Raw genomic sequence first — 17,835 nt, 5'->3', positions numbered from 1 at the left:
CACCATGAGTGTGATCATTGCCTTGGCAGCCCTCGCGCTGCTGATGCTGGCTGCCTACCGTGGCTACAGCGTTATCCTTTTTGCTCCGATTGCCGCCCTCGGCGCTGTCCTGCTGACTGACCCGTCTGCCGTCGCCCCCGCTTTCACCGGGGTGTTCATGGAAAAAATGGTCGGTTTCATCAAGCTGTATTTCCCGGTATTCCTGCTCGGCGCGGTGTTCGGCAAGCTGATCGAACTGTCCGGTTTCTCGCGCTCCATCGTCGCGGCAGCGATTCGCCTGCTCGGCACCCGCCAGGCGATGCTGGTGATCGTGCTGGTCTGCGCCCTGCTGACCTACGGCGGCGTATCGTTGTTTGTGGTGGTGTTCGCGGTCTATCCGTTTGCCGCTGAAATGTTCCGCCAGAGCAACATCCCCAAGCGGCTGATCCCGGCGACCATTGCCCTGGGCGCCTTCTCGTTCACCATGGACGCCCTGCCCGGCACCCCGCAGATCCAGAACATCATCCCCAGTACCTTCTTCAACACCACCGCCTGGGCGGCGCCGTGGCTAGGTGTGATCGGCACGATCTTCGTGTTCTGCGCCGGTATGCTGTTTCTCCAGCGCCAGCGCAACAAGGCTCAGCGCTCCGGTGAAGGCTATGGTTCGGACCTGCGCAACGAACCGGAAACCGCCGCCGACCTCAAGCTGCCCAACCCGTGGCTGGCGCTCTCGCCGCTGCTGGCGGTGGGCATCATGAACCTTTTGTTCACCCACTGGATTCCGCAGGTATACGGCAAGACCCACAGCCTCGCGCTGCCGGGCATGGCCGCGCCGGTGACCACGGACATCGCCAAGCTCACGGCGATCTGGGCCGTACAGGCTGCGCTGTTGGTAGGCATCCTCATGGTGCTGGCGTTCGGCTACAAGGCGATCAGCCGCAAGCTGGCCGAAGGCAGTAAAAGTGCGGTCAGCGGTGCGCTGCTGGCGGCGATGAACACCGCTTCGGAATATGGTTTCGGTGCCGTGATCGCGTCCTTGCCGGGCTTTCTGGTGCTGGCCGACTGGCTCAAGAGCATTCCCAACCCACTGGTCAACGAAGCGATTACCGTGACCCTGCTGGCCGGCATTACCGGCTCCGCCTCGGGCGGCATGAGCATCGCGCTGGCGGCAATGTCCGAGCAGTTCATCAGCGCCGCCCATGCGGCGAACATTCCCCTGGAAGTGCTGCACCGGGTCGCTGCGATGGCCAGCGGCGGCATGGACACCCTGCCGCACAACGGCGCGGTGATTACCCTGCTGGCGGTCACCGGGTTGACCCACCGCGAGGCTTACAAAGACATTTTCTGTATTACGCTGATCAAGACCCTGGCGGTTTTCGTGGTGATCGGCACCTTCTACGCCACTGGCATTGTGTGAGGTATTCATGACGACTCTTTCCGGCAAGACCGCACTGGTCACCGGCTCCACCAGCGGCATCGGTCTGGGGATCGCCCTCAGCCTGGCCAAGGCCGGGGCCGACCTGATCCTCAACGGCTTTGGCGATGCCTCCCAAGTGATCACCCAAGTGCAACAGTTCGGCGGCAAGGTCGGCCATCACCCGGCCGATGTCAGCGATCCGGCACAAATTGCCGACATGATCGCCTACGCCGAGCGCGAGTTCGGTGGCGTCGACATTCTGGTCAACAACGCAGGCATTCAACACGTTGCAGCGGTGGATGAGTTCCCGGTGGAGCGCTGGGACTCGATCATCGCCATCAACCTGTCGTCGGTGTTCCACAGCACCCGCTTGAGCTTGCCGGGCATGCGCGCCAAGGGCTGGGGCCGGGTGATCAACATTGCCTCGGTGCATGGTCTGGTCGGTTCGGTGGGCAAGTCAGCCTATGTCGCCGCCAAGCACGGGGTGATCGGCTTGACCAAAGTGGTCGCGCTGGAAACCGCGACCACCCAGGTCACCTGCAACGCAATTTGCCCAGGCTGGGTATTGACGCCGCTGGTGCAGAAGCAGATTGATGATCGTGCCGCCAACGGGGTTGACCCGCAGCAGGCGCAACATGATTTGCTCGCGGAAAAGCAGCCATCGCTGGAATTCGTGACACCGCCGCAGCTGGGTGAACTGGTGTTGTTCCTGTGCAGCGAAGCCGGCAGCCAGGTGCGGGGTGCGGCGTGGAATGTTGATGGTGGGTGGTTGGCGCAGTGACTGTCGTTTGCTTTTGTGGCGAGGGAGCTTGCTCCCGCTGGGTGGCGAAGCCGCCCCATAAGTCTCACAGACAAAAACCGGTTGTCTGGATTTGCGACTGCTACGCAGCCGAGCGGGAGCAAGCTCCCTCGCCACAAGAGCCTGTTCCACATCAGCCTGTGTGAAGGCATAAAAAAGAAGAGGCAAACCATGTCCGACATCCTCTGGCAACCCGACGCCAAACGCATTGGCAAGACCCGCATGGAGGCCTTTCGGCGCTTCGTCAATCAGCGATACCACCTCAAGATCGACGACTACCCGGCCCTGCACCAATGGTCCATCGAGCAACGCCCGGACTTCTGGCAGGCCATCGTCGATTTCTTCGACATCCGCTTCCACGAGCAACCCGACGCCGTGCTGCTCGAAGGCCCGCAGATGCCCAGCGCCCAGTGGTTCCCCGGTGCAACGCTGAACTTTGCCGAACACCTGCTACAGCGTCGCGACGATGCGATCGCCGTGATAGCCGTTGGCGAAAACGGTCAGCGTGAACACTTGACCTGGGCCGAACTGGCCGAACAGGTCGCCGGTTTTCAGAATGGCTTGATCGCCGCCGGCGTCGGTGTGGGCGACCGGGTCGCCGCCTGCATGCCCAACACCTGGCAAACCCTGGTGGCCATGCTCGCCACCACCAGCCTTGGCGCTATCTGGTCCTGCTCCTCACCGGACTTCGGCACCCAAGGGGTGGTTGACCGGTTCGGCCAGATCGAACCGAAAGTGCTGGTGACCTGCGCCGGTTATCGCTACGCCGGCAAGGAGATCAACCAGACCGCCAAGGTCAACGAAATCCTCGAGCGCCTGCCTTCCCTGCAACAGTTGATCGTCGTGCCTTACGCACGTCTACATGCACACATCGAAGAATTCCGCACCCAGGCCAATGTGACGCTGTGGGACGATTTCTACGAACCCGGCGGCGAACCGGATTTCGTCCCGGTGCCCTTCGCCCATCCGCTGTACATCCTCTATTCCAGCGGTACCACCGGCGTGCCCAAATGCATCATCCACAGTACCGGCGGCGTGTTGCTGCAACACGTCAAGGAGCACGGCCTGCATGGCGATCTCGGCCCCGGTGAACGGCTGTTCTACTACACCACCTGTGGCTGGATGATGTGGAACTGGCTGGTGTCGGCGCTGGCGACAGGCAGCTCCGTGGTGCTGTACGACGGCTCGCCGTTCCAACCCGAGCCGCAACGCCTGATCGACCTGATCGACGACGAGCGCGTCAGCGTCTTCGGCACCAGCCCCAAATACCTCGCGACCCTGGAAAGCAGCGGTATCAAGCCGCGTGAAAGTCATGACCTGGGCAGCCTCAAGACGTTGCTCTGCACCGGCTCGGCACTGTCGCCGCAGAGTTACGACTACGTCTATCGCGACTTCAAGGCTGACGTGTGCCTGGCCTCGATGTCTGGCGGTACCGACATCGTCTCGTGCTTCGTCAACGGCAACCCGATGTCGCCCGTGCGGCGCGGTGAAATCATGGGCAAGAGCCTGGGCATGGCCGTCGAAGTGTGGAACGACGAAGGCCACCCGGTGATCGGCGAAAAAGGTGAGCTGGTCTGCACCCGGCATTTCCCGGCGATGCCCATTGGCCTGTGGAACGACCCCGACGGCGAGAAACTGCGCCAATCCTATTTCAGTCTGTTCCCCGGCGTCTGGGCCCAGGGTGACTACGCCGAACAACTGCCCCATGGCGCAATGATGATCCACGGCCGCTCCGATGCCGTGCTCAACCCCGGTGGCGTGCGCATCGGCACGGCGGAAATCTATCGCCAGGTGGAGAAAGTCCCCCAGGTGCTCGACAGCGTGGCGATCGGCCAACAGTGGCAGGATGACGTGCGGGTGGTGCTGTTCGTACGCTTGCGCGACGGGTTCGAACTGGACGAGGCACTGCAACAGCAGATCCGCGAGACGATTCGCGCCAACACCACGCCCCGTCATGTGCCGGCGAAGATTGTCGCGGTGACGGACATCCCCCGGACCATCAGCGGCAAGGTCGTTGAGTTGGCGGTGCGCAATGTGGTGCATGGGCAGAAGGTGAAAAACACCGATGCGCTGGCCAACCCCGAAGCGCTGGAGCAGTACCGAAACAGACCCGAACTCCAGGATTGAAATGGGATTACCGGTGGGAGCGAGCTTGCTCCCACAGGGTACCGTGTCGCCTACCGCTCACCCTGACGGGTCCTCCACAATCGACCACCTGTGCAAGAATAGACGCCAGCTATAGCGAATTGGCGCAGGACTCCCAGATGAACGCAACACCAACCGCCAGCGATGCCCAGGCCTTGATCGCCCGAATCGACTGGGCCAGCAGCCCGCTGGGCGCTGCCAGCACTTGGCCACAAAGCCTGCGAACCGCCGTGGACATCGTCATTCACTCACCGATGCCGATGCTGCTGCTATGGGGTCCGCAACTGACGCAGATCTATAACGACGGCTTTGCCCTGCTCGCCGGAAGCAAGCATCCACACGCCTTTGGACAACCGGCACACCTGATCTGGCCAGAGTTGCAAGACTTTACCGACCCGATCTACGACGCCGTCCTGCAAGGTCAGGTGCGAACCTACAGCGAGCAGCGCTTTACCCTGCAACGCGGGGGCCGGGAATCCGACTTCTGGCTCGACCTGACCTACAGCCCGATCCGCGACGAAAGTGCCGAGGTGTCCGGGATCCTGGTCACCGCCATCGAAACCAACGAACGCCGGCGCATCGCCCTCGAACTCGAACAGCGCTCGGCGGCCAGCCTCAAGGCTCAGCGTGAAACCGAGGAGCGCCTGCAACTGGCCCTCGCCGCCACCGATGCGGTCGGTACCTGGGACTGGGACATCAGTGAGGACCGTTTCATCGCCGATGCGCATTTTGCCCAGCTGCACGGCATCGACCCGGCCATGGCCAGTCAGTTACCGATCACTGAATACCTGCACGGTGTACACCCCGAAGACCGCGCCCTGATCGCCCGCAGCATCAAGCATTGCATCACCCACGGCAGCGAATACGCCGAGGAGTATCGCCTGCTGCAAACCGACGGCCAGATGCGCTGGGTGTTTGCCCGCGGTCGCTGCTACAAGGATCACCATGGCCGGCCGATGCGCTTCCTCGGCGCGGCCCTGGACCTGACCGAGCGCAAACACACCGAACAGGCCTTGCGCCAAAGCCAGACCGAGCTGCAACTGATCATCAACGCCATGCCGATCCTGATCAGCTACGTCGACCGCGAAGAACGCTTTCGCCTGAACAATGCGGCGTACCTGGACTGGTACGGGCTGACGCCGCAAGAGCTTTACGGGCGAACCATTCTTGAAGTGCTCGGCGAAGAAGCCTATGCACTGCGCGCCCCGCACATCACTGAGGCGCTGTCCGGCCGGCCCTGCTGCTTCAGCATCAGCACGCCACACCGCGACGGCAGCGTCCGCCAGGCCCTAACGAATTACTTGCCACGCCATGGTGCGGATGGCGCGGTGAACGGTTTCTACATCTTCGTGATCGACGAAACCGAACGCAAAAAGACCGAAGAAGCCCTGCTCAACCTCAACGAAACCCTTGAGGAACGGGTTGTCGCGCGCACCCGCCAACTCGCCGAAGCCAACGAGCGCCTGCAGAACGAGATGTGCGAGCGCGAGCGTGCCGAAGAGGCCTTGCGCCATGCGCAGAAAATGGAAGCGGTCGGCCAGCTTACCGGTGGCATCGCCCATGACTTCAACAACATGCTCACCGGCATCATCGGCAGCCTCGACCTGATGCAACGCTACATTGCCGACGGCCGCGCCAGCGAGATCGGTCGTTTCACCGAAGCGGCCGTGTCCTCGGCCAACCGTGCCGCCGCCCTCACCCATCGCTTGCTGGCGTTCTCCCGGCGTCAGTCGCTCAACCGCAAGCCGCTGAACCCCAACGAGTTGATTCACTCGCTCGTAGACTTGTTCAGGCGTACCAAGGGCGACCACATCGAACTCAACGTGCAACTGGCCGAGGACATCTGGCGGGTCAGTACCGATGTCAGCCAGCTGGAAAACGCCTTGCTAAACCTGGTGATCAACGCCCGGGACGCCATGCCCGATGGTGGCGAGTTGCAGATCGAAACCGCCAACCTGTACCTCGACGGCAGCGACATCACCACCCTGGAGCCGGTCAAGGCCGGTGACTACGTGATGATTGCCGTCAGCGACAACGGCACCGGCATGACGCCCTCGGTTCTGGCCAAGGCATTCGACCCGTTCTTCACCACCAAGCCCATCGGCCAGGGCACCGGTTTGGGCTTGTCGATGATTTACGGTTTTGCCCAGCAAACGGGGGGCCACGTCAGTCTGTTCAGCCTGCCCGGACGGGGCACCAGCGTGCGCTTGTACCTGCCGCGCCTGCATTCAACCGAACCGGATCAAGTCCTGTCGCCCGTCGTCGGCGAAGCACCGGCGGCGATTGCCGGCGAAACCGTGATGCTGGTCGAGGACGATGCGGCGGTACGCATGCTGGTGCTGGACCTGCTCAAGGAGCTCGGTTACCGCGCCCATGAAGCCGAAGATGCCAAGGGCGCCCTGCCGCTGCTGGAGTCGGACCTGCGGGTGGACCTGCTGGTGACCGACGTCGGGTTGCCGGGCATGAACGGCCGCCAACTGGCGGAAATCGCCCGTCAGCATCGTCCCGAACTGAAAGTGCTGTTCATGACCGGTTACGCCGAGATCGCCGCCGAACGCCAGGGTTTCCTCGAAGAAGGCATGGACATGGTGGCCAAGCCGTTTTCCATCGACCTGTTGGCCAACAAGATTCGCACGATGATCAGTCAACCGGACTGAGTTGAGGCATAATCCCGCGCCCCCCCGCTGCCACACACATAGCCACCCTCATAGCCACCACCGTTGCAAGGTACCGCCGATGAAAGCTCAAGCCCGCCATATTCTGGTGAAAACCTCGGAAGAAGCCGAGCAGCTCAAACAACGCATCGCCAAGGGCGAAGCGTTCGATGTGCTGGCCAAGAAGTATTCGACCTGCCCATCGGGCAAGCGCGGCGGCGATCTCGGCGAAGTGCGACCGGGGCAGATGGTTGGCGTGATCGATGCGGTGATCTTCAAGAAACCACTGCGGGTGGTGCATGGGCCGATCAAGAGCAAGTTCGGGTATCACCTGGTGCAGGTGTTTTACCGGGATTGAGTGGCTGGTCAGGCCCCTGTGGCGAGGGGGCTTGCCCCCGCTCGGCTGCGCAACAGTCGCAAACCTTGCACAGTCGGTGTGTCATCAAAATCAGATCCAGCAGGTTTTGGGGCTGCTTCGCAACCCAACGGGGGCAAGCCCCCTCGCCACAAAAGCTCCTTCGCCACAGATAATGGATTCAATCCCTTGGAATCAGCGCCCCCGGCACCTGAATCACCCGGCTGGCCAACCGATGCCCAGCCTCGGCGGCGTCCGCAGGGCTGCCGCCCTTGAGCCGCGAAGCCAGATACGCCGCACTGAAAGAATCCCCCGCCGCCGTGGTGTCCACCACCCGCTCGACCTTCTGCGCCGGCACCTCGAATGACTCGCCATCACAACGAATCAGGCACGCCTGGGCGCCGCGCTTGAGCACCACTTCCGGCGTACCGATCTGCTCATACGCGGCAAACACTGCGTCACAATCGGCATAGCCAAACAACGCCTGTTCGTCCTCCACCGTCAGCAACGCCATGTCGACATGTGGCAGCACGCTGCGATATGCCGCCCGGGCATCCTCGACCGATGCCCACAGCCGTGGCCGGTAGTTGTTGTCGAAGACGATCCGCGCATCGCGCTGACGAGCTTCGATCAGGGTTTCCAGCAATTTTTCCCGACCTTGCACACCGAGTACCGCCAGAGTGATGCCGCTGAAGTACAGCACGTCGTAATCCGGCAGCGCAGCGAGGATCGGCGCGGCGGCCGGGGTGGTGAAGCAATCGCGTACCGCCGCTTCGTTGCGCCAGTACAGAAAGCGTCGCTCACCGGCGGCGTCAGTCTGGATGCAATACAAACCCGGCAGGCGTCCGGGCAGACGCTGAACCATGCCGAGCCCGATATTTTCCGCAGCCCAACTCTGGCACATCGCGTCGCTGAAACTGTCATCGCCCAGGGCGGTGACGTAGTCCACGGAGCCGTCCTCTCCCAGTTCCCGGGACAGGTACACCGCCGTATTCAAGGTGTCGCCGCCGAAGCTTTGTTGCAGGCTGCCGTCGGCGCGATGCTGCAACTCGATCATGCACTCGCCGATCAGGGCGATGCGTGGAGTGTTGGGGCCCAGGGTGTTGATGGTGTTCATTGTTGTGGGGTCTCTGGTGTTTCTTTGTTGTCTGGTTGGGCCTCATCGCGAGCAAGCTCGCTCCCACATTGGAATGCGTTCCCCTGTGGGAGTGAGTCTGCTCGCGATGGCCGCGCCTCGGTCCTGAGCCTTAGAAACAGGTTTCCATGGTCTCGATGACATTCAGTTGCTCATCCACCAGGCAACCGACACGCCACTTGTCGAACGTCAGGCACGGGTGCGAAGTGCCGAACGAAATGATGTCGCCCACCCGCAGATCAACCCCCGGCGCCACGGTCATGAATGCATGCTGGTCCATCACCGCGGTCACCTTGCAGGCGCTCACATCATCGCCGTTGGCTGGCACCACGCCCGCCTTGTAGCGCAACAACGGCACCGGCAAACCGGCGTCGTAGGCCACATCGCGCTTGCCCAGGGCAATCACCGCAAACCCCGGCTCCGGCAACGACTGCACGTGCGCCCACACTTCCAGCGCAGGACGCAGGCCTTCGTGCAGGTCGCTGCGACGGTCGAGCACGCAGCACTGCGCTTCCTTGTAGATGCCATGGTCGTGAGCCACATAGCTGCCGGGACGCAGCACGCTGAGGAAACGCCCTGCGGCGTTCTGCGCTTCGAAGGACTCGGCAATCAGGTCATACCAGGCCGAACCCGACGCGGTGATGATCGGCTTGGCAATGGCGAAGGCTCCGCTGTCCTGCAACTGCACCGCCAGGCGCACCAGTGATGCGGCGAAATCGCGAATGCCGGTCACCGCATGATCGCCATGGATCACGCCTTCGTAGCCTTCGATCCCGGTCAGGGCCAGCGCCGGTTGCGCGCCGATGGCCTTGGCCAGATCGAGCACTTCCTGTTCGCTGCGGCAACCGCAACGACCACCGACCACGCCGTATTCGATCATGACGTTCAGGCGCACGCCGCGGGAGGCGAAATAGGCGCCGAGGTCGGCGACGTTGTCCGGGTGATCGACCATGCAATAGAAGTCGAACGTCGGGTCGGCCAGCAGGTCGGCGATCAGCGCCATGTTCGGCGTGCCGACCAACTGGTTGGCCATCAGTACCCGGTGTACACCATGGGCGTAGGCCGCACGGGTTTGCGTGGCGCTGGCCAGGGTGATGCCCCAGGCACCGGCGTCCAGTTGGCGGCGGAACAACGCCGGAGTCATGCTGGTTTTGCCATGGGGCGCCAGTTCGGCGCCGCTGTCGCTGACGAACGCCTGCATCCAGCGGATGTTGTGTTCCAGCGCCTCGCGGTGCAGTACCAGCGCAGGCAGGCTGACGTCACGCACCAGGCTGGCGCCCTTGGGCGCGGTGCCTTTTTCCACGGCGGCAGTATTGGGGGCAGAAGACATGGTCGAACTCCTCGTTCACGCGGCCGCAGGCAGCCGCTGTTATTCGTTGATGCGACGGGCCAGGCTGTTGGCGCTTTCGATCAGCACCCGGCGGTAGTCGTTGTAGTTTTTCTTCGCATCGGCCCGTGGCGCGACGATGCACAGGGTCGCGATGGCCACGCCGTTGGGGTCTTTGACCGGTGCGGCGAAGCAATGGGTAAAGGTGTCGGCGACGCTATCGAAGGAAAAGAAACCATCGATACCGGCCTGACGGATTTCCTTGAGGAATTGCTCCAGCGGCAAGCGTTCGCCGTCGGGCAGGATGAAGTCGTCGTGGTCGATCAGGTCGACGATTGCCTGGTCGCTCAAGTGCGCCAGCAACAGGCGCCCGGACGCGGTCCAGGGGATGGGCGCGTTTTCGCCGATGTCCGAGGAAATGCGGAAATGCCGCTCACCTTCCTTCATCAGCGCCACGGTGTATTTGCGCCCGTTGAGCAGGCACATCTGCGCGGTTTCATGGGTCTGGCTGACGATGTCCTGCAAGGCGTGATCGGCCTCGCGGGTCAGGTCGAAATGGCGCAAGTGAGCCTGCCCGAGAAAATACAACTGGCGACCGAGGTAGACATGACCGTCCTTGCCCACCGGCTCCAGGATCCGACGCTCCAGCAGCGAGGCCACCAGTTCGTAGACCGTGGATTTGGGGCTGCCGATGCCGTTGGCGATGTCGTTCGGGCGCAGGGGCTGGCCGATTTCCTTGAGGAAATCGAGGATATCGAACGCCCGGTCCAGACCGCGTGCCCGGCGCTTGATGGTGTCTTCGGTCATTTCAGTGCTTCCCATTCATAGTCGCCGGGAGTTTACCCAGAGTGTCGCGCTGACTCAGGCCTTTTTCTTGTACGCAATACAGTCGATCTCGACCTTGCAGTCGACCATCATGTTCGCCTGCACGCAGGCCCGGGCCGGGGCGTGTTCGGGTTTGAAGTACTCGGAGAAGACCTTGTTGAAACTCGTGAAATCCCGCGGATCCTCCAGCCACACGCCAGCACGCACCACGTCTTCCAGGCCGAAACCTGCCTCTTCGAGAATCGCGATCAGGTTCTTCATGGTCTGGTGGGTCTGTTCGACAATGCCGCCAGTAATGATCTCGCCGTCCACCGCCGGCACCTGCCCGGAAACGTGCAGCCAGCCATCGGCTTCAACGGCGCGGGCGAAAGGGCGAGGCTGACCGCCAGCGGCGGTGCTGCCGGTGCCGTAACGAGTAATGCTCATGGGTGTTTCTCCTGATTGAAAATTGAAGGTTAAAAACGGGTGCTTTTGAGAAATTCCGCCAGTCGTGGCGATTGCGGGCGTTCGAACAGGTCCTTGGGTGGCCCCTGCTCTTCGATACGCCCCTGATTCATGAAAACGATCTTGTCCGAGACCTCGAATGCAAAGCGCATTTCGTGGGTCACCAGCAGCATGGTCATGCCGTCTTCGGCCAGACCCTTGATCACGCTCAACACTTCGCCCACCAGTTCCGGATCGAGGGCCGAGGTCACTTCGTCGAACAGCATCAGGCTCGGGTTCATCGCAATCGCCCGGGCGATCGCCACGCGCTGCTGCTGACCGCCCGACAATTGACCGGGAAAGTGATCGCGACGCTCCAGCAGGCCAACGCGCTCCAGCCATTTCTCGGCCAGGGCCACGGCCTCGTCCTTGTGCAGCTTTTTGACCTTGAGCAGGCCCAGGGTGACGTTCTGCAATGCGGTCAGGTGCGGGAACAGGTTGAACTGCTGGAACGCCATGCCGGTCATGGCGCGATGGCGGGCAATGACTCTTTCCGCGTGGCGAATGCGTTTGCCGTTGACCTCGTCATAGCCGATGGATTCACCGTCGAGCAGGATCTGCCCGCCCTGAAACTCCTCGAGCATGTTCACGCAACGCAGCAGCGTGGTCTTGCCCGAGCCGCTGGAGCCGATCAGCGTCACCACATTGCCGCGCTGCATGCTCAGGTCGACGCCCTTGAGCACTTCGAGCTGGTCGTAACGCTTGTGCAGGCCGCGAATGTCCAGCAGCGGTTGGCCGTTTTGTGCATGGGTTTGAGTCTGAGTCATGGCAAAGCCACCCGCTTTTCAATGTGCCGGCCGAGTAACTCGATGCCGTAGTTGATGACGAAGAACAGGAAACCGGCGAACAGGTAAAACTCCAGGGTCATGAACGTCCGGGCAATGATCTGCTGGGTGCTGAGCAGCAATTCCGCCACGCCGATCACCGACAACAGGGTCGAGGCCTTGACGATCTCGGTGGACGAGTTGACCCAGGTCGGCAGGATCTGCCGCAACGCCTGGGGCAACAGCACGTAGCCGAGAGCCTGGTAGAACGTCAGGCCGATGGCCTTGCTCGCCTCCATCTGCCCGCGCGGCAATGCCTGCAACGCACCGCGCACGATCTCGGCGACATGGGAGCCGCAGAACAGCGTCAAACCCAGTGCACCGGCCTGGAACGCGCTGATCTGCCAGCCCAGTGCCGGCGCCATGTAAAAGCACGCCAGCACCAGCACGAACACCGGCGTACCGCGAATCACATCGACATAAAAACGAAACGGTGCGCGCATCCAGAATTTGCCGTAGGTCAACACCAGACCGGTGACGACGCCAACGAGCGTGCCGAGCAGAATCGCCAGCACCGACACCTGGACACTGGTCAGAAAGCCCTGCCACAGCACTTCCCGCGCCACCCACAACTCATGCAACCAACTGGGGGATTCGTACATGGGGGCCTCCTATCGGCGAATCGCCAGACGCTGTTCGAGGTAACGCAGCATCATGGCAATGAGGTAACAGGCCGCCACATACAGCGCCGTGGTCACCAGCCAGGTTTCTATCACCCGGTAGCTCTCGACATTGATCTTGCGCGCGTAATAGGTCAGCTCCGGTACCGCAATCGCGGCCGCCAGCGAGGTGTCCTTGAACAGCGAAATGAAGTTGTTCGACAGCGCCGGCAATACATTGCGCAGCATCACCGGCACGGTGACGTAGGCCTTGACCTGCCACTCGCCCAGGCCAATGGCCAACCCGGCTTCACGCAGGCCCTTGGGAATGCTCAGCAAACCGCCACGGAACACTTCGGTCAGGTACGCCCCGGCATACAGCGACAGGGTGATGATGAACGAGGGGATCTTGTCCAGCCGGATCCCCAGGCTCGGCAACGCAAAGTAGATCAACAGGATCAATACCAGGATCGGCGTGTTACGAATCACCGTGACATACACCGACGCCAGCACCCGCAATGCGCGGTGCTTGGACAGCAAAGCAAACGCCATCATCAGGCCGATCACGCAGCCGATGGCGATCGACACCAGGGCCAGTTCAAGGCCCATACCGAGCCCCGCCAGCAAAGTGTCGAAATCGCGCCACACGGCGGCAAAGTTCAACTGATAGTTCATGGTCAGCAGTACCTTGAGCGGGGCGCATTTGGGCGCCCTGCTCTCACGGGATCATTTGAATTCGACTGGGAAACCGATGGCCGGGGTCGGCAGGTCTACACCGAACCATTGCTTGAACGACGCCGCGTAAGTCGGGAACTCAACGCCGGTCATGGCTTCATGCAGGGTGGTGTTGACGAAGTTCAGCCAGTCCTGATCGCCGCGTTTGACCGCGCAGGCATAGGTCTGCGGGCTCCAGGCGTAGGCCGGGCTGCGATAACGGCCAGGGTTCTGCACCATCAGGTACTTCACCGAAGACTGGTCAGTGGCCGCCGCGTCGGCGCGGCCGGAGTTCACGGCCTGGTACATCAGATCCACGCTGTCGTACTGATCGACCTTGGCCTTGGGCAGCGCCTGGTGCACCAATTCCTCGGCATAGACGTTTTGCAGCACCGCCACGGTGAGACTGTCACCGGCGGCTTTCATGTCATCGATTTCCTTGTACTTGCTGTTCGCCGGCAGCAGCAGGCCGACACCTTCGCGGTAGTACGGCAGGGTGAACGCCACTTGCTGCGCGCGGCTGGCCGTCACGGTGATGAACTGGCAACTGATGTCGACCTTGTCGGTCAGCAGGTTGGGAATCCGCGCATCGGACGACTGCACCACGTACTCGACCTTGGTCGGGTCGTTGAACAAACCCTTGGCGATCATGTGTCCGATATCGATATCGAACCCCTGCAACTTGCCGTCCGCGCCCTGGAAGTGCCACGGAGCGTTAGTGCTGCCGGTGCCTACAATCAGTTTGCCGCGGGCCAGAACGCTATCGAGCTTACTGTCCGCCGCCTGGGCCACGCCCACGGCAGCGGCGGTAGCCGCGAATAGAAAAACACACGCTTTGAACAAGGAAGGACGGCGATGCATGGCAAGCACTCCAGGGTGATGTTTATTCCGCTATACCGGAACATGGTATGTAACAACGGAATAGACAGCAGAAAGTGTGCCACAGGATATGGAGGGAATGTGAGGGAGATTGAAATTTGTTTTGAATCAGAGGGATGCGTACAAACAGGAAAAACCGTTACCAAACGCACGGGCAGACAGACGCTACCGTTGGCTACAAAGGGCGGGTATCTGGTTCACAACCGGGCGTTTGGAGGGCCGGTACGCCGATGAGCAATCCGTTCTGACCTAATGCTTGAATGACGTCATCACCCTCTCGGCATTTTCATCGCAACTCATGCCTTCGGGCCGGGCCTGGATGGTGTCGATCCAGCCCAGCAACTGCGCCTTGCTATGGGCCAGGTGTCGTTGCATCTCTTCGATCTGCTCGATCTTGCGATGCAGGCCGGCCATCAACTCATCGTGCTTGAACGATCCCGTCACATTATCTGGCAGTAACTGCTTGAGTTCTTCCAGACTGAAACCCGCTTGCTGCGCGCACTGGATGATTTGCAGGGTCTGCAGCGCCTGTTGCGAGTAACGCCGATAACCGTTGGCAGAGCGCTCGACCTGGCGGATCAACCCTTGAGACTCGTAAAAACGGATCCGCGATGCGGTCAACCCGCTCAACTGCGCCAATTCACCAATCTTCATTGCAGCCTCGTTTACCTGCTTGACATTAAAGTTAACTTTAAGCTTAGCCTCTACTCATCACTACGAGGAGTCAAGCATGTCGCCCTTTCAAGCGTTGAATTTGCCCAACGGCCAGACCATCGGCAATCGCATTGCCAAAGCCGCGATGGAAGAGAACCTCGCCAATACCGACCAAGTGCCCGACCAGGCGCTGTTTCGCCTGTACCAGGCCTGGGCCGAGGGCGAGGCCGGCTTGTTGCTGTCCGGTAATGTAATGATCGACCGCCGCGCCATGACCGGCCCCGGCGGTGTAGCACTGGAAGACGAACGCCACCTGGAGCGCTTCCGCCAGTGGGCCAGCGCCGGTCGGGCCGGCGGTGCGCATTTCTGGGTACAGCTCAACCATCCTGGCCGCCAGACTATGGCCAACCTGGGCCAGCAAGCCTTGGCGCCGTCGGCGGTTGCGCTGGATCTGGGCCAGTTCTCGAAGATGTTCGCCGAACCCAAACCCATGAGTGAAGACGACATCCAGGAGGTGATCCGGCGCTTCGCCACCAGTGCCGCACTGGCCGAGAAAGCCGGTTTTACCGGTGTGCAGATCCACGCCGCCCACGGCTACCTGATCAGCCAGTTCCTATCGCCGCTCACCAATCGGCGTACCGATCAATGGGGCGGATCCCTGGAAAATCGTGCGCGCCTGCTGTTGTCGGTTGTCGAAGCGGTTCGCCAAGCGGTGTCGCCGCAATTTTGTGTTTCGGTAAAACTCAACTCGGCGGATTTCCAGCGCGGTGGTTTCGATGCCGATGATGCACGGCAAGTGATCCAGTGGCTCAACGAACAAGCGATCGACCTGCTGGAACTCTCCGGCGGCAGTTACGAAGCACCGGCCATGCAAGGCGAAGCCCGCGACGGCCGGACCCTGGCACGGGAAGCGTACTTTCTGGAAATGGCCGGTGAACTGGCCAGCGTGGCGCGCATGCCGGTGATGGTGACGGGCGGAATCCGGCGTTTGGCAATCGTCGAACAGGTGCTCGACAGCGGCATCGCCATGGCCGGCATCGGCACTGCGCTGGCCGTGGAGCCGCACCTGGTCAAGCACTGGCGCGAAGGCCAGGACAGCCATCCGCAACTGCCGCCGATCCGCTGGAAGCGCAAGCCTCTGGCAGCGCTGGCGAGCATGGCGGTGGTCAAGTTTCAGCTGAATCGCTTGAGCCGTGGGCGCAAGCCCCGGCCTGAAGTCTCGGCGTTGTGGGCGTTGATTCTCGATCAGTTGTACATTGGCAAGCGTACCCGGCAGTACCGGCAGGCGATGGGTAAGTAACCCGAAACCTGTGGTGGCTAATACATCGCCTTCGCGGGCATGAACAGCCCAGAATTCAGCCAGGAAGCAGCTCGTCAATATGACGATACTCAGCCTGCAACTGCGCCGCCAACACCCTGCTGCGCCCGAGCCGAATCGGCCCGCGTTCGATGTCGATCAGCACCCCCGGGCACTCCAGCACGGGCAACAACGGCCAGTCCTTCAGCCGGCCATCGGTCACCAGCAGCAACCGCTGCTGCTCTGCCGGAAAACGCTTTTGCCGTGCCGCAAGCCATCGCCCCGCTTCGCTCAACGCGGCCAGCAACGGCGTACCGCCACCGGCGCCAAGGCCATCGAGCCACTGGCGTAATCCGCTGGAAGCCTTCAACCCCTGCACCTGCCACTTGGGTGCAGCACCACTGGCCGTGAGCAACGCCAGTCGCGCACGCTGGCGATAGGCATCGTCGAACAACTGCGCCAGCAAGCCCTTGGCATCGCTCAAGGCCTGATGACGGCGGGTCGAAGCGGAGGCGTCAACGATCACTAGCCACAGTTCATGGGGCGAGCGAGTGCGCAGGTGAAACAACAGGTCGTCGCGCTGACGCGGTCGGCCGTTGAGCAATGTGCCAGGCCAGTTGACCGAACCGCTGCGGGCTGTGTAACGCTTGCCTTGCTTGCCGTGGTCCAGCCGCCCGGCACGGGGTCTGGCATTCGCCCCCACGTCTGAGCGAGGGCGAATGCCTAGGGCTTTTTTGGCCAGCTCGGCACTTCACGTCGTGCGCCGACCGCCAGCGCCTGGGCAGGCATCTCGCCCCACTGGCCCTGCCCTTCGCTCGGGTTGGCGTTTTGCGGCACCGATTGTTGCGCAGCCTGGGATGGCTGAGGTGCCGGTGGAGAATGTTCGCGACGACGATGGCGCAAGGCGAACTCGGCAACGGCGTCAATATCTTCCTCGGCGATCGCGTTCGCCCCGCGCCAGGCGGCGTGCGCCCGGGCGGCGCGCAGCCAGACCAGGTCGGCGCGCAAACCATCGACGCCAGCGGTAAAGCAGCGTTCGGTGATGTGTGCCAGTGCCTGGTCGTCGAGGGGAATGTTTGCCAGTGCATTGCGTGCGTTCTGGCAACGTTCGCGCAGAGACGCTTGCGCGGATTCCCATTCGGCGCAGAAGCCTTGCGGATCGCTGTCGAAATCCAGGCGACGGCGGATGATCTGGCCGCGCTCGGCCGGCGCGGTGTGGCCACCGAGGGCGACGTTCAAGCCGAAACGGTCAAGCAATTGCGGACGCAGTTCACCCTCCTCTGGGTTCATGGTGCCAATCAGCACGAACTTCGCCGAATGCCGATGGGAAATGCCGTCACGCTCCACCAAATTGGTGCCACTGGCGGCCACATCGAGCAGCAGGTCAACGAGGTGATCTGGCAACAGATTGACCTCGTCGACATAGAGCACGCCACCGTCAGCCTTGGCCAGTACGCCAGGGGAAAACTGCGCGCGACCTTCGCCCAGTGCCGCGTCGAGATCGAGGGTGCCGACCAGGCGCTCTTCGGTGGCGCCCAACGGCAAGGTGACGAACTGACCGCTGGCCAGCAGGTCCGCCAGACCGCGGGCCAGGGTCGACTTGGCCATGCCTCGCGGGCCTTCGATCAGCACACCGCCGATTTTCGGGTCGATGGCGGTCAGGTACAGGGCCAGCTTCAAATCGTCGGCGCCGACCACGGCGGAGAGCGGGAAATGCGGGGTGTCGGTCATGTCAGGCGTCTCATTATG

At 62.0% G+C, this 17,835-nt stretch carries 17 protein-coding genes; 6 read left to right on the top strand and 11 right to left on the bottom strand.

Annotated features, from left to right (window positions below):
* The first annotated feature begins 4 nt into the window (after positions 1–4).
* The 5 genes from KGB07_RS02540 (at position 5) to KGB07_RS02520 (ending at position 7,352) form a co-directional block, all read left to right on the top strand.
* Positions 5–1,396 (top strand): GntP family permease, encoded by a 1,392-nt coding sequence (locus KGB07_RS02540; protein ID WP_223464422.1) that lies wholly within the window; start codon positions 5–7, stop codon positions 1,394–1,396.
* Positions 1,397–1,403: 7 nt separating this feature from the next.
* Positions 1,404–2,177 (top strand): 3-hydroxybutyrate dehydrogenase, encoded by a 774-nt coding sequence (locus tag KGB07_RS02535; protein ID WP_046038456.1) that lies wholly within the window; start codon positions 1,404–1,406, stop codon positions 2,175–2,177.
* Between the two features lie 189 nt (positions 2,178–2,366).
* Positions 2,367–4,322, top strand: a complete 1,956-nt coding sequence (locus KGB07_RS02530; protein WP_223464421.1) for an acetoacetate--CoA ligase — start codon at positions 2,367–2,369, stop codon at positions 4,320–4,322.
* Positions 4,323–4,459: 137 nt separating this feature from the next.
* Positions 4,460–6,997 carry a PAS domain-containing sensor histidine kinase gene (locus tag KGB07_RS02525; RefSeq protein WP_046038459.1) on the top strand — a complete coding sequence of 846 codons (2,538 nt, stop codon included), beginning with the start codon at positions 4,460–4,462 and terminating at the stop codon, positions 6,995–6,997.
* Positions 6,998–7,076: 79 nt separating this feature from the next.
* Complete coding sequence (locus KGB07_RS02520) at positions 7,077–7,352, top strand: peptidylprolyl isomerase (protein WP_007898282.1); 276 nt, start codon at positions 7,077–7,079, stop codon at positions 7,350–7,352.
* 178 nt (positions 7,353–7,530) lie between these two features.
* Here KGB07_RS02520 and KGB07_RS02515 read toward each other — a convergent pair whose 3' ends face one another.
* From KGB07_RS02515 to KGB07_RS02475, 9 genes are all read right to left on the bottom strand, one after another.
* Entirely contained in the window at positions 7,531–8,466 is a 936-nt protein-coding gene (locus tag KGB07_RS02515) for a sugar kinase (RefSeq protein WP_223464420.1), read from the bottom strand.
* Between the two features lie 130 nt (positions 8,467–8,596).
* Positions 8,597–9,814, bottom strand: a complete 1,218-nt coding sequence (locus KGB07_RS02510; RefSeq protein WP_223464419.1) for an amino acid deaminase — start codon at positions 9,812–9,814, stop codon at positions 8,597–8,599.
* Between the two features lie 39 nt (positions 9,815–9,853).
* On the bottom strand, positions 9,854–10,618 hold the full coding sequence (locus tag KGB07_RS02505; RefSeq protein ID WP_223464418.1) for an IclR family transcriptional regulator: 765 nt from the start codon (positions 10,616–10,618) through the stop codon (positions 9,854–9,856).
* Positions 10,619–10,672: 54 nt separating this feature from the next.
* Positions 10,673–11,062 (bottom strand): RidA family protein, encoded by a 390-nt coding sequence (locus tag KGB07_RS02500; RefSeq protein ID WP_046038467.1) that lies wholly within the window; start codon positions 11,060–11,062, stop codon positions 10,673–10,675.
* Positions 11,063–11,091: 29 nt separating this feature from the next.
* A complete protein-coding gene (locus KGB07_RS02495; RefSeq protein WP_046038469.1) occupies positions 11,092–11,886 on the bottom strand; it encodes an amino acid ABC transporter ATP-binding protein in 795 nt (264 codons plus the stop codon).
* Positions 11,883–12,545, bottom strand: coding sequence for an amino acid ABC transporter permease (locus tag KGB07_RS02490; RefSeq protein ID WP_046038470.1), 663 nt, complete (start codon positions 12,543–12,545; stop codon positions 11,883–11,885). Before KGB07_RS02490 ends, KGB07_RS02495 begins: the two co-directional genes overlap by 4 nt.
* A 9-nt stretch (positions 12,546–12,554) precedes the next feature.
* The gene (locus tag KGB07_RS02485; RefSeq protein WP_032829783.1) at positions 12,555–13,217 is read right to left on the bottom strand and encodes an amino acid ABC transporter permease; all 663 of its coding nucleotides are present in this window, start codon (positions 13,215–13,217) and stop codon (positions 12,555–12,557) included.
* Between the two features lie 51 nt (positions 13,218–13,268).
* On the bottom strand, positions 13,269–14,117 hold the full coding sequence (locus KGB07_RS02480; RefSeq protein WP_046038472.1) for a transporter substrate-binding domain-containing protein: 849 nt from the start codon (positions 14,115–14,117) through the stop codon (positions 13,269–13,271).
* A 267-nt stretch (positions 14,118–14,384) separates the two neighbouring features.
* Positions 14,385–14,789 carry a MerR family transcriptional regulator gene (locus KGB07_RS02475; protein ID WP_046038473.1) on the bottom strand — a complete coding sequence of 135 codons (405 nt, stop codon included), beginning with the start codon at positions 14,787–14,789 and terminating at the stop codon, positions 14,385–14,387.
* Between the two features lie 76 nt (positions 14,790–14,865).
* On the opposite strand from KGB07_RS02475, the gene KGB07_RS02470 reads away from it, so the two are divergent.
* Entirely contained in the window at positions 14,866–16,089 is a 1,224-nt protein-coding gene (locus tag KGB07_RS02470; RefSeq protein ID WP_223464417.1) for an NADH:flavin oxidoreductase/NADH oxidase family protein, read from the top strand.
* Positions 16,090–16,144: 55 nt separating this feature from the next.
* Here KGB07_RS02470 and KGB07_RS02465 read toward each other — a convergent pair whose 3' ends face one another.
* Positions 16,145–16,690 carry a vWA domain-containing protein gene (locus KGB07_RS02465; protein ID WP_317850352.1) on the bottom strand — a complete coding sequence of 182 codons (546 nt, stop codon included), beginning with the start codon at positions 16,688–16,690 and terminating at the stop codon, positions 16,145–16,147.
* 119 nt (positions 16,691–16,809) lie between these two features.
* Positions 16,810–17,817, bottom strand: coding sequence for an ATP-binding protein (locus tag KGB07_RS02460; RefSeq protein WP_223464411.1), 1,008 nt, complete (start codon positions 17,815–17,817; stop codon positions 16,810–16,812).
* Positions 17,818–17,835: the final 18 nt, after the last annotated feature.

The sequence above is a fragment of the Pseudomonas sp. GL-RE-26 genome (assembly GCF_019956275.1).
In the GTDB taxonomy this organism is placed as follows: domain Bacteria; phylum Pseudomonadota; class Gammaproteobacteria; order Pseudomonadales; family Pseudomonadaceae; genus Aquipseudomonas; species Aquipseudomonas grandcourensis.
This window is presented reverse-complemented; position numbering and strand designations above follow the sequence as displayed.